General features: G+C 61.9%; 10 protein-coding genes. 7 read left to right on the top strand and 3 right to left on the bottom strand.

The genetic code is table 11. The features are described 5' to 3' along the window. The first annotated feature begins 175 nt into the window (after positions 1 to 175). Positions 176 to 1,618 (top strand): glucosamine inositolphosphorylceramide transferase family protein, encoded by a 1,443-nt coding sequence (locus AC0L26_RS19315; RefSeq protein WP_473633984.1) that lies wholly within the window; start codon positions 176 to 178, stop codon positions 1,616 to 1,618. An 18-nt stretch (positions 1,619 to 1,636) separates the two neighbouring features. Here AC0L26_RS19315 and AC0L26_RS19310 read toward each other — a convergent pair whose 3' ends face one another. Beyond that, positions 1,637 to 2,950, bottom strand: coding sequence for a VpsF family polysaccharide biosynthesis protein (locus AC0L26_RS19310; protein WP_473633983.1), 1,314 nt, complete (start codon positions 2,948 to 2,950; stop codon positions 1,637 to 1,639). Positions 2,951 to 3,115: 165 nt separating this feature from the next. Then, positions 3,116 to 4,183, bottom strand: a complete 1,068-nt coding sequence (locus tag AC0L26_RS19305; protein ID WP_473633982.1) for an acyltransferase family protein — start codon at positions 4,181 to 4,183, stop codon at positions 3,116 to 3,118. A gap of 453 nt (positions 4,184 to 4,636) precedes the next feature. Between AC0L26_RS19305 and AC0L26_RS19300 the strand changes: the two genes are divergently transcribed. From AC0L26_RS19300 to AC0L26_RS19275, 6 genes are all read left to right on the top strand, one after another. After that, complete coding sequence (locus AC0L26_RS19300; protein WP_473633981.1) at positions 4,637 to 6,202, top strand: GumC family protein; 1,566 nt, start codon at positions 4,637 to 4,639, stop codon at positions 6,200 to 6,202. An 8-nt stretch (positions 6,203 to 6,210) separates the two neighbouring features. After that, entirely contained in the window at positions 6,211 to 7,317 is a 1,107-nt protein-coding gene (locus AC0L26_RS19295) for a glycosyltransferase (protein ID WP_473633980.1), read from the top strand. A gap of 228 nt (positions 7,318 to 7,545) precedes the next feature. Then, positions 7,546 to 8,754 carry a mannonate dehydratase gene (gene uxuA, locus AC0L26_RS19290; RefSeq protein WP_473633979.1) on the top strand — a complete coding sequence of 403 codons (1,209 nt, stop codon included), beginning with the start codon at positions 7,546 to 7,548 and terminating at the stop codon, positions 8,752 to 8,754. Between the two features lie 224 nt (positions 8,755 to 8,978). Then, positions 8,979 to 9,956 (top strand): tripartite tricarboxylate transporter substrate-binding protein, encoded by a 978-nt coding sequence (locus AC0L26_RS19285; RefSeq protein WP_473633978.1) that lies wholly within the window; start codon positions 8,979 to 8,981, stop codon positions 9,954 to 9,956. Positions 9,957 to 10,049: 93 nt separating this feature from the next. Continuing rightward, entirely contained in the window at positions 10,050 to 10,523 is a 474-nt protein-coding gene (locus tag AC0L26_RS19280) for a tripartite tricarboxylate transporter TctB family protein (protein WP_354487425.1), read from the top strand. 10 nt (positions 10,524 to 10,533) lie between these two features. Further along, positions 10,534 to 12,042: a tripartite tricarboxylate transporter permease gene (locus tag AC0L26_RS19275; RefSeq protein WP_473633977.1), complete on the top strand. Its 1,509-nt coding sequence runs from the start codon at positions 10,534 to 10,536 to the stop codon at positions 12,040 to 12,042. 6 nt (positions 12,043 to 12,048) lie between these two features. Here AC0L26_RS19275 and AC0L26_RS19270 read toward each other — a convergent pair whose 3' ends face one another. Beyond that, a complete protein-coding gene (locus tag AC0L26_RS19270; RefSeq protein WP_473634125.1) occupies positions 12,049 to 12,294 on the bottom strand; it encodes a hypothetical protein in 246 nt (81 codons plus the stop codon). Positions 12,295 to 12,388: the final 94 nt, after the last annotated feature.

Below are 12,388 nucleotides of genomic sequence, written 5' to 3'. Positions count from 1 at the left end.
ATCGCGACCTGCTGATTATTCGCCACAAGAGCTATAATAGCGGCAGAAGCCGCCTTCGTGACGTCAAATCTTAATATATGATTAACAGCCAAGCCCGTGTTCCCTAGGTAACTCTTATGAAAGCCTAAACCGATAGGTACTCTGGCAGAGTAGTCTTGAAAAAGAACATATTCGATTGACTAATATTTTAATCATCGGCCACATTGCCGGATCTCGGCGCTGGGAAAATGAGCTTCTGGTGCGGCTGAACGCAGCTGGTCACGTGGTTTCGACTTGCCGCGCGCCCACGCCTGCGCCGATCGCACGCGGACTGGATAGTCTGCTTGGTATCGAGAGCCGACGCTTCGGTCCCTCGCTGGCAAGCCCCTCCGAGCCGTTGCCGTCCGGCGTTGCTGGCCCAGCCGACCTCGTAATCGATCTCACCGGCACTTTTGCACGCCCGGGCACGCCGGTTCTGACGCTCGAATTTTGCGGCCGCAGCACCTTTCCCGCGGGGGTGGCCGAGATGCTGGCGAGCGGGCGATTGCCCGAGCTTGCCGTTCGCCTCGATGGCGTCGTAGTCGCCCGCGGGCGACCGATGCTCGGCGACCGGCTCTGGCTGTCTCGTAGCTGCAATGACCTGCTCGCCGGGGCCATCTCGCTGGTTGCGCAAAGCGTCGCCCGTTTTCGCGCGGGCGAACTAGTGCCAATCGCCGATAGCCCGGCGCCGATCCTGAAGAACAGCGGTTTTGTCAGGCACTATCTGCCCTTTTTCTCCAAGGGGTTGGTCGATCGCGCCGTGCAAAAACTCAGACTGAGACGGCGCCCCTTCTATTGGCAGGTTGCCTATCGGCTGATCGAAGGGCCCGGCGTCGCCGAAACCGGGCAACTCGACGGCACGCCGTTCACCGTCCTTTCGGACGATGGCCAGCGGTTCTACGCCGATCCATTCGTCATCGAACGCGATGGCCGCCACTATCTGTTCGTCGAGGAATTTCCCTACGCCACCGGTCGCGGCGTGATTTCCGTCGCCGAACTGGGTGACGATGGCAGCTTCGGCGTACCGAGGGTGGTGCTGGAGGAAGCGCACCATTTGTCCTATCCGCAGGTGTTCGCTCACGCCGGCGAGATTTTCATGATTCCTGAAAGTGCGGCGGCGCGCGAGCTTGTGCTCTACCGTGCCGCGCAATTTCCGGATCGCTGGATACGCGACACCGTGCTGATGACGGACAAGGATTTCAATGACGCCACGCTGCTCGAATCGGATGGCCGCTTCTGGCTGTTGGGGACGGAGCGGTTCGGTTATGGCAGCGCGTCGGACACGATGACGGTCTATTCCGCGCCCTCGCTGCGCGGGCCCTGGGTTGCGCATGCGCTCAATCCAATCGCCGTCGATCACTCAGCCGCTCGGCCCGGCGGTGCCTTTATTCGCCAGGGTGACGCCCTGGTGCTGCCGGTCCAAAACGGGTCGAGAGCCTATGGCGGTGGTCTGGGCTTGATGCGGCTGGACCGGCTTGACGATCGCGATGTGCGTTTTGCGCCGCCCCGCCCGATCGGCCCGGGGACGGCATGGGCCCGCGCGGGCATTCACACGCTCAACCGTGCAGGCAATGTCGAGGTTGTGGATAGCGCCGGCTGATACGTCTGGAGCCCGAGCTTATCCCGGCCGATTCAGTTTCGGCTCGGATGCAAGCATGGCCGAAGATGTGCTGTTCGGCTGCTTTCTATACAGCGCGTTCCTATAGGCAAGAAGCAGCACGACGAGGATCGTAATCTCCGGCGATTTTGACGAGAGCGCGTTGTTCGACAGCGCAGCAAGCAGGAAAGTCATGGTGCCGATCCATGCCGGCAGCGGCGCGCCGCGCAGCAGCCGAAAAATGAACCAGAATATCAGCACGATAAAGAGCACGGCTATCGGCAAGCCGAAGAGCATAATGATAACCACCGGCGCGCTCTCGATAAAGGGCAGATGCAGCTTCTCGTTGACGATCTTCAGCAGCTCGTCGCCGTTCATGCCGAACAGGATGTCTTTCCAACTGACAAGTCCGAACACCTGGTAGATCGTCACGCGCGCCATGAAATTTTCATCGAAGATCGTGTTGCTGAACCGGTTCAGCAGCCCGCCCGAAAACAGTACGGCCACCAGCACCGCGCCAGCCGCCACGGCGAACAGCAGCACGACAGACTTGGCTTGCCGCTGGTGCTTGAGCGTCAGGCGCGGCCAGGGCACGAACATCAGCAGTATGAGGGTTTCCATGGCCGCGAGTATCAGGGCGGCGCGAGCGCCTGATGCGGCACAACCCAGGAGCAACACAAGGATCGACACCACCCGCACCCATATACGCCAGCGTGCCAGCGGTACGAATCCGATGACCGTGGCGCAGAGCGCGCCCAATGCCAGCGGGTGCGGCGACAGGCCTATTGGCCTGAACTGCAGTTCGTTGAGACCGTAAGGCAGGAATCGATGTTGGGTCACCGCCTCGATCGTGCCGATCACAGCGCTGAGGATTACCATTCCAAGCACGAGGTCGCCCAGCGCCCGCCGCGAATCCGCATTCAAGGCCAGCATCAAAAGGCCTGCGGCGCCCGCCACCAGATAAGTATCGATGACGAACCCGGAAGAGCCTGCACGACCGGTAATGAACAGATAGGGCACAAGCGCGAAAATCAGCACCGAGTAGCGCAGCAGCGCTTTAAATATCCCGATTTCGTCGCCCCGCAGCAGAAACGGTCGGCTGAAAAGGACGACAGCAAGCAGCAGAAAGATAGCATAGGTGCCGAAATGCAGTTTCTCGTAGAACGAACCACCGTCGGCGGTATAGTCGACGACCGTGTTCATAATCTGCGGTGAAACCGTGAAGCGGAGCAGGAACGCGAAGGCTGCGCATAGGAAGAACAGAAGCGACAGCGCGTTCTGGCGGCGCGTCTGGCTGGACGACAACCGTTCCGATACGGCAGCGGGATAGCTCATGGCCCATCCAAGTGAAGGTATTCAAACGGCATTCCGGCCAACGAGATCCATTTCAACGGACCGCCGAACGGACGCGGCGTATGTCGGCAAAATATGCCAACTTGGAAAATGAGACGTTAACGGCCAGCCCGGATATCAACGCAGCGCAGGCGTTGCACGGTCTTCTTATTTGTTACCGGTGGCAGCGTAAGGAACCGGTGCGTTCCTAACCCTTCGTCTGCCGTTCAGAACGAGAAGAATCGGCTTCTCGATCATATGGTGGATCACCAGGCTAGCGATGCAGGCCGTCACGATGCTGACCACCGAAACCAGAAACACCGTTGCCGGATGTTCGTGGCCGATGGTGCGCTTGGCTAAGTAGGCCACGGCGCCAATCACGAAGATATGCGACAGGTAGAGCGCGTAGGAGGCGTTGCCGAGCTCTTCGAGCAGGCTCCAGTGCTTGAGTTTCGGTTCCAGAATGAGGCTAAGATGAAGCAGGCTGGCTGCCCACATTACCTGCCCCGCGAAGCTGATCTGGGTCATGAGCGACGTGCCGTCATCGACGAATGCAAGCGCTACGCCTGCCGCGGCCGTAAGCCCGAGTAGCCAGGCATGGCGTGTATCGGAAGCGAAGCCGCCGTCTAGATAGCGCCGGCCTATCCACATGCCGATGACGAACGCCACCGGAGAAGCGTTCAGATAGAACTGGAGAACAGGGTTGGCGGGAGCCATCAACAGCCCGGCCAGCCACATCGCAATGAAAAAGACCGTCAGCACAAATGCGCGCGACGTTACGGACAGGAATGCGAGCACCGCGAAGGCGATATAGAAATAGGCCTCATAATTGAGCGTCCAGCCGAGTGAGAGAATTGGGCTGACGCCATCTCGTTCGGGCGCTTGGTGGACGACGAAGAAGAGCGACTGGAGATAGTGGGGCCATGTAAAGACGGTCGTCTGGAACAGACTTGGTGCAACGGCTGCCAGAAGTGCGGCGAGGCTTGTGAAAAGCCAGTAGAGGGGGATGATCCGGATCGCCCGGCGTTTCAGGAAGGTTGGCGCAGAGAAAGGGCCATTTCCCGTAATGTAGACCATTATGAAGCCGCTAATGACGAAGAACAGAATAACGCCAAGGCGACCCGCAGTCACGATAATCGGATTGTCTATGCCGATCTGGTAAGAAAAAGCGTGTGCGAACAGAACCAGCAACGCGGCGCAGGCGCGAAGATACTGGACCGAATAGAACTTCTGCACATTCCTCTCCCGCAGGCGACTGACGCCATCCTGTAGGCCGCGGTCAGTGCTTCAAAAGGCATTACCGTCTTTTCAAATACAGGCGGGCCGTTAAGTGCGTGTTACCGACTTCATGACAATCACTCACACTTGGCCGGTAAGTGAGATTTCTTCGAGTGGCGCTTGGCCGTTCGCCAAATCTAACGTGCGACGGCAAAACATTCCGAATATGCGGACCGCCCTGAGGCCGGCCACATGCAACAACACGCTACCCGCTGCGGCACGACCGTCCGACTGCCGCTACCAACAGGACGTGGGGTATAAAGCAAGGCTTCGCAGAGATCTCCGATCCCAGCCAAATCAAGCTCGGCGGGCCGTCCAAGTGGTGGTATTCTATCGTCATTCTTGGAAAATGAGATGTTAACGATCTTTCTGTAGTGCTGGCCGCATAGCAAGATAACAAGAGTTGGCACCATGTCCGCCGCTTCCGGCACAACCCCTCCCTCTGCAGCGGATTCCGATATCAGCGCGCTCGAGCGGATCGCCAATGCGCGGCGCGCCAGCAGGGCAAGGCTGCAACAGGATGCCCCCGTTATGGCACGCACCTCCGCCCCTGTCACCCCGCACACGCCCGAACCCGTCCCGACGGTGACGCTTGACAAGATCGGCGATTTCCTCGAGCTCGATTTTCGGCGCCTGTTTGTCTGGCTGCGTGCCGGGCTCGTCTTGGCATGCGTGCTGGCAGTGGCCGGCGGCGTCGTCGGCGCCGCCTATGGATTGTTGAGCAAACAACGTTATACGGTCACGACGGAAGTCCTCATCAATCCCGCCAATTTGCAGGTCGTGGAAAACGATCTCTACTCGCAACCGGGCCAGGTCGACAGCCAACTGCTCAACGCGCGCAGCAAGCAGCGTATCTTGACCTCGGGCAACGTGCTTGCGCGGGTAGTGGACGAGCTCGGCCTGACCAACGATCCGGAGTTTTTCGACCCGGACCAGAGCGCCTCCACGCCTGCTGTTGGAGCGAGTGGCGGCAAACCCGATCCGAAGCTTATCGCCCAGAAAAACCTGGCGGAGCGGGTCAACGTCACTGCAGACGAAATGTCGTTCGTTACGACGCTCTCGGTATCGGCAGAAACCTCCGGCAAGGCGATCCTGATCTCGCAAGCCATAGTGAAAGCTTTCCAGGAGGAATTGGCCAAGGCCGAAGCTGCCGGAGCCGGCCGCGCCGCAGCTGCTCTTGACGCCCGGCTCGGCCAGCTCAAGCGCGACGTGCAGGCGGCCGAAGAGCAGGTCGAGAACTACAGGCGCAGCCATAACCTGTCCTCCAGCAATGGCCAGCTCGTCAGTTCGCAGACGATGACGCAGCTCAACAGCGAAATTGGAGAGGCGCAATCGCGCGTCATCGCTGCGCAGGCAAGCTACGACGCCTTGATTGCCTCCGGTGTCAATGGAGCCAATCCTGACCCCGCGGATTCGGCAGCACTCGCAGCATTGCGCGACAAGGCAAACGGCCTGCGGCAGCAAATCGATTCACAGTCCATGACCTTTGGTCCGCGCCACCCGACGATCGTCAGGCTCAGGACCGAGTTCGAAACCGTCAGTTCTCAACTCAGGGCGGAGTTCGCCCGCACGGTCGGCACGGCAAAAGCCAACTTGGATAAGGCCAACGCGTCATTGGCTTCTCTCAGCGCCAAGATGAACGATCTGAAGAGCAATGTTTTCACCGACAGCGAGTCCCAGGTCGCCTTACGTGAGCTTGAACGCGATGCCGCCTCGAAGAGGGCGGTCTATGAAAGCTTCCTGTCTCGCGCACGCCAGATCGCCGAACGCGAGCAGATCGACACCACGAATGTACAGGTAATTTCCACCGCAGTGCCGCCGAACGGGCGCTCGTGGCCGCCCCGCACCCCTCTGATGGCAGGCCTGGGGGCTTTCGCCGGCTTTGCTCTGGGCATGCTGCTCGCCATTGCCATGGGCATCTGGCGCGACATGCGCCAGCCGCCGGACCGACCGGGCATTGCCGTCGGCCAAGCCTGAATCCAGGCATGGCGAAGCGCGTTGTCTTTCACATTGCCAGCCTCAGGGGCGGCGGCGCCGAGCGTGTCTTCGTCCTCATGGCAAATGAATTGGCGTCGCGTGGGCACGATGTCACACTTTTTACCTGGAACGCGGAAGGACCCAACGCCGCGCTGCGCTCCCCTGACGTGCATCTGGTCGATTTCAACCTTCCCATCCGGGGCGAAGGCTACGGCAAGTGGGAGACGCTGAAAGGCATCGTGCGAAGCGCACGTTTGTTCAACCGCCTTGGTCCCCATGCGGTCTATAGCGCGCCGGAATTTGCCAATCTGGTCGTGACGCTGGCGCTTCTTCTGGCGCGAAGCCGAGCGCGGTTCTTTCCAAGCTTCCACGCCGCGGCCTCACTGCCTTCCAGCAGCCTCGGCGCGAGAATAGCGGTCTGGCTTTCCGCGCTGGTTGCGGCGCGCGCAACCAAGGCCATCGCCGTCTCAGTGGGCGTCGGCCGCGATATTGCGGCCCGCGGTTTCCCCAAATCCAAGGTCGTCGTCATCAACAACCCGCTGCCGCCGGCCGCGGCGCTCCAGGGACAATCCTATGCCTGGCAGGCAGAGTTGGCGACGATGGGCGATGGCCCGGTCATTGCCAGCGCCGGTCGCCTGGTGCGGGTCAAGGATCATCGGGCCTTGCTCCAGGCTTTCGCTACCCTGCGCGCCGGCCGCCGCGCCCGGCTTGCCATCTTCGGCGAAGGTCCGTTGGCTGCCGAGCTGCGCGCCTATGCCCAGGAACTCGGCATAGGCGCGGATGTGCTCTTTGCCGGCTACGTCAACGATCCCGCCGCCTGTTACGCCGCAGCCGATCTGTTCGTCCTTTCCTCCACGAGCGAGGGCTTTGGCAATGTGCTGGTCGAGGCCATGGCTGCCGGGGTCCCCGTGGTCTCCACAGATGCGCCGCATGGCCCGCGCGAGATTCTCGATGACGGTCGTTTCGGCGCCTTGGTGCCGGTCGGCGATTCCGAGGCGCTGGCAAAGGCGATGGCTGAGATGCTTGACCACCCCACTTCCGCCGCCCTCCTGAAGAGCAGGGCAGCAGATTTCGAGGTTGAAAAGATCGGCGATCTATACGAAGCGCTGCTCTAGCCAGGAATTTCGCTGACGCTCATTGATGCCAGGTCGATGCCGGCATCGCCATTCGTGCCGACCGGTCAGCACCAATGCATCACCATTGGTCGGCACAGGCCCGAGCAGGATGGGTGTCAGACGCATCGGAATCTGATAGCAGCCTCTGAAAGAGGAGCAGCGGACCCCGCCGCGGCGGGAAGCGCGGGCGTGCAGCCGCATGGCGATTCTTTCTAACGGAGCGTTCGAATGAGACATGTATGGCGTTGGTTCGGCCCGGTCGACAAGGTGACCATCGCGGACGCGCGTCAAGCCGGTGCGCAAGGTATCGTCTCGGCCCTTCACCACGTTCCTCATGGCGCCGTCTGGCTGCCCGCCGAAATCGAAAGGCGTCAGCGCGAAGTCGCGTCTTTGCCGGATGGAAGCGCAAGTGATCTCAGTTGGGAGATTGTCGAGAGCCTGCCGGTTTCCGAAGCGATCAAGACGCAGGTCGGCGAATGGCGCAGCCACATAGAAAACTACAGGACATCACTGGAAAACCTGGCGCGGGCCGGCATTTCGGTCATCTGCTATAATTTCATGCCCGTCCTCGATTGGACCCGCACCGATCTTGCCTGGCGCCTGCCGCACGGCGGCACCACCATGCGCTTCGATCTGATCGACTTCGCCGCATTCGACATCCATATCCTGAAACGCCAGGGGGCGCTCGGCGATTACACGCCGGAGATCGTCTCCGAGGCGGGGCGGCGATACGCGCAGATGGATGATTTTGCGCGCAAGGCGCTGGCAAGAAACGTTAATTCCGGCCTGCCCGGCTCGACCGAAGACACGTCTCTCCAAGGTCTCGCGGCTCAACTGTCAAATTATGACCGCATCGACGCAACAACCCTGCGCCGGCATTTCGTCGACTTCCTGGCGGAGGTCGTGCCTACGGCAGAGCGCCTCGGCCTGCGTCTCTGCTGCCATCCGGACGATCCGCCGTTTCCGCTGCTGGGCCTGCCGCGCGTCATGTCGGCCGAGGCCGACTACAGGTACATTCTGGACGCAGTCGATAGCCCGGCCAACGGGGCGACACTGTGCACGGGATCACTCGGCGCAAGACCCGACAATGATCTCCCCGGCATGATCGGGCGGATCGGGCCAAAAATCCACTTCGCGCATCTGCGCAATGTGCGCAAGGAAGTAGCCGGCACCCCCTGCTCGTTCCACGAGGATGAGCATCTTGCCGGCGACACCGACATGGTCGCGGTGGTGGCGGCGCTGCTCCAAGAGGAAGCGCGGCGCAAGAAGGAAGGCCGCGCGGACGCCATCATCCCGATGCGCCCCGACCATGGCCAGGATATCCTCGACGACCTGACGCGAGGCGCCCAACCCGGCTATCCGGCGATCGGCCGGCTTAAGGGATTGGCCGAACTCCGCGGCGTCGAACATGCCATTCGCAAGTCGACGTCGGCTTGATTCGCAGCACGCCGGGCATGGCTATCGGCTTTCGACCATCGGGCAACCGCCTACGGCACGATGTCAGCTTTCCACCCATTTTGCGCCTCCGATTGTGCATAAATCGCAGTTTGCGGTTTGAGTCCGATTGCAATCCGCTAGCTTGCGCTAGTTATTGCTCAATCCACAGCCGGTATTGAGAGGAACTCTAGACGCCGGAATTTATATCCTGGGAGGAAATCACGATGAGAAAATTCGCCGTCGCTCTGGCCGCCGCCGCAGCCGTCACGCTCTATCCGTTCGCCGCGGGCGCGCAGACCTATCCCGAACGCACCATCACCGTCGTGGTGCCGTTTTCGGCCGGCGGACCGACCGACACGGTCACGCGCCTCGTCGCTGAGGCCATGTCGAAGGATCTCGGCCAGCAGGTCATCGTCGAGAATGTCGGCGGCGCCGGCGGCACACTGGGCGCCGGTCGCGTCGCCAACGCGGAGCCGGACGGCTATACGCTGCTCCTCCATCACATCGGCATGGCGACCAGTGCTACGCTATACCGAAAGCTCGCATACGACACGCTGAACGGCTTCGAATATGTCGGCCTCGTCACAGATGTGCCGATGACCATCGTCGCCCGCAAGGACCTCGAGCCGACGGATCTGAAAGGGCTGGTCGACTACGCCAAGGCCAATAAGGATACCGTCACCGTCGCCAATGCCGGCATAGGTGCGGCTTCGCACCTGTGCGGCATGCTGTTCATGAGCGCGATCGGCACGCCGCTGGTCACCGTGCCCTACAAGGGCACCGGTCCGGCCATGACCGATCTCCTCGGCGGCCAGGTCGACATCATGTGCGACCAGACGACCAACACCACCAAGCAAATCCAGGGCGGCACGATCAAGGCCTACGCCGTCACCTCGCCGCAACGCCTCGATGTGCTGCCAGATTTGCCGACGACGACGGAAGCCGGTCTCCCGGAGGTGCAGGTCGGCATCTGGCACGGCCTCTACGCGCCCAAGGGCACGCCGGCCGAGGTCACCGATCGCCTGTCGAAATCGCTTCAGGTCGCGCTGAAAGACCAGAATGTCGTCGCCCGCTTCGCCGAGCTCGGCACCAAGCCGTCGTCCGACGCGGACGCGACACCGGCCGCATTGAAGGCCAAGCTGGAAAGCGAGATTGCGCGCTGGAAGCCGATTATCGAAGCCGCCGGCCAGTACGCCGACTGAGATTTGAGCGGGGCGCCACCAGCGCCCCGTTTCCGCTTCGGCCCGCTTTCGCACTGTACCGGCGTGCCCGCGGCGCCGGCCTGGGAGGACGTCATGAAGCCTTTCACGATCGACACGACCAACGGCGTATGCGCTGTGCTGTTCATCTTTCTCGGCGGATTTTTCGCAGCTCAGTCGCTCGGTCTCGAAATCGGCACCGCCTTCCGCATGGGGCCGGGCTATTTCCCGCTGGTCCTGGCGATCGTGCTTATCCTGCTCGGCGCCGTCATCCTCGTCGACGCGGTGCGCTTCGAGAGCGAGCCGATCGGGCATATAGCTTGGCGCGGCATGCTGTTCATCCTGCCTGCCCCGATCTTCTTCGGCCTGACAGTGCGAGGCCTCGGCTTCATCCCTTCGATCTTCCTGACGGCGCTGATCGCATCCTTTGCCAGCGGCCGCATGAGGCCGCTGACCGCGCTCGTACTGTCCGCCAGCCTCACCCTGTTTGCGTTCCTCGTCTTCAGCTACGCGCTCGGCCTGCCGTTCCGGCGCTTCGGCCCATGGCTGCCGCCATGGCTCGTATTGTGAGGCGATGAATATGGAACTCCTCGACAACCTGGCGCTTGGCTTTTCGACGGCAACGACGCTGGCAAACCTGGGTTTCTGCCTGATCGGCGTCCTTCTCGGCACATTGATCGGCGTCCTGCCCGGCATTGGCGCCACCGCGACCATCGCCATGCTGTTGCCGATCACCTTTCAGATCGGCGACCCGGTTTCCTCCCTCATCATGCTCGCCGGCATCTATTACGGCGCGCAATATGGCGGCTCGACCACCGCCATCCTCATCAACATGCCCGGCGAATCCTCCTCCGCCGTCACCGCAATCGACGGCTATCAGATGGCCAGGAACGGCCGCGCCGGGGCGGCGCTCGCGATCGCTGCAATAGGCTCGTTCTTCGCCGGTACCGTGTCGACCTTCCTCGTCGCCATCTTCGCTCCGCCGCTGACGGCGATCGCGCTGCAATTCGGCGCCGCCGAGTATTTTTCGCTGATGGTCGTCGGCCTCGTCTCGTCCGTCGCGCTCGCCCACGGCTCGATTGTCAAAGCGCTGGCGATGGTCGTGCTCGGCCTGCTGCTCGGCCTTGTCGGCACCGACATCTACACCGGCGCGCCGCGCTTCACGCTCGGCATCCGCGAATATGCCGACGGGCTGAATTTCGTCGCGGTGGCGGTCGGCGTCTTCGGCGTCGCCGAGATATTGCGCAACCTCGAAAACGAGCACGAGCGCTCCGTGATGATCCGAAAGGTCTCCGGCCTGATGCCGACCCGCGAGGACTTCCGGCGCATGGCGGCGCCCATCGTGCGCGGAACCATCATCGGTTCGGCGCTCGGCATCCTGCCGGGAGGCGGCGCGATCCTTGCAGCCTTTGCCTCCTACACGGTCGAAAAGCGCGTGTCGAAAAACCCGGGGGAATTCGGCAAGGGCGCCATCGAAGGCGTCGCCGGACCGGAATCGGCCAACAATGCCGGCGCCCAGACCTCCTTCATCCCGATGCTGACGCTCGGCATTCCGGCCAACCCGGTCATGGCGCTGATGATCGGCGCGATGATCATCCAGGGCATCGTGCCCGGCCCCAATGTCGCGACCGAACAGCCGGCGCTGTTTTGGGGCATCATAGCCTCGATGTGGATCGGCAATCTGATGCTGATCGTCTTGAACCTGCCGCTGATCGGGCTTTGGGTGAAGCTGCTGACGATCCCCTACTACGTGCTCTTCCCGATCATCATGGCGTTCTGCTCGATCGGCGTTTACAGCGTCAACACCAACATCTACGACCTCTACGCCGTCGCCTTCTTCGGCTTCCTCGGCTACCTCCTGACCAAGCTGCGCTGCGAACCGGCGCCGCTGCTGCTCGGCTTCGTGCTCGGCCCGCTGCTCGAGGAAAACCTGCGCCGTGCCATGATTCTCTCGCGCGGCGACCCGAGCACCTTCCTCACGAGACCGATCAGCGCCGGCCTGCTCTTCGTCGCACTCGCCGTGCTCGTCATCGTCTTCCTGCCCGGGATCAAGAAGAAGCGCGAAGAGGTGTTCGTCGAGGAGAATTAGCGAAAGTCACGCGGACGGCTCTCTACGGATGCGACCGCCGATGCGGCCGCCGGTTTCCAGAAAGACGGCGGTTTCCTGGAACGGGACGCCGATCGGCTCTTCCATATCGTAATGCGCCGATTTGTCGGCACCCAACCCGTTTTCGACCGGCTCTACCACCACAGCCAGGCGCTCCACGACGACATCGACGCGCTGGCCGCCGCCACGCGGCCGACGCAGCCGTGAGGTCTGCGGTCGGCCTGGCGATCGCACTGGGTTTTGCGCGCCTCGGAGGCTCCGCCGTGGCGCTCGACGGAAGCTCGAGACCCCCCGCTGCCTCATGGCGTTGGTCGGCGGCATCGACAGC

The organism is Mesorhizobium sp. WSM4823 (assembly GCF_055811195.1).
Note: the sequence above shows the minus strand (reverse complement) of the source record. Positions and strands in the feature narration are given on the sequence as shown.

Coding starts and splice junctions, on each gene's coding strand:
- AC0L26_RS19285 (WP_473633978.1), top strand. CDS start 8,979: ATGAGAAAATTCGCCGTCGCTCTGGCCGCCGCCGCAGCCGTCACGCTC.
- AC0L26_RS19280 (WP_354487425.1), top strand. CDS start 10,050: ATGAAGCCTTTCACGATCGACACGACCAACGGCGTATGCGCTGTGCTG.
- AC0L26_RS19300 (WP_473633981.1), top strand. CDS start 4,637: ATGTCCGCCGCTTCCGGCACAACCCCTCCCTCTGCAGCGGATTCCGAT.
- AC0L26_RS19310 (WP_473633983.1), bottom strand. CDS start 2,950: ATGAGCTATCCCGCTGCCGTATCGGAACGGTTGTCGTCCAGCCAGACG.
- AC0L26_RS19295 (WP_473633980.1), top strand. CDS start 6,211: ATGGCGAAGCGCGTTGTCTTTCACATTGCCAGCCTCAGGGGCGGCGGC.
- uxuA (WP_473633979.1), top strand. CDS start 7,546: ATGAGACATGTATGGCGTTGGTTCGGCCCGGTCGACAAGGTGACCATC.
- AC0L26_RS19275 (WP_473633977.1), top strand. CDS start 10,534: ATGGAACTCCTCGACAACCTGGCGCTTGGCTTTTCGACGGCAACGACG.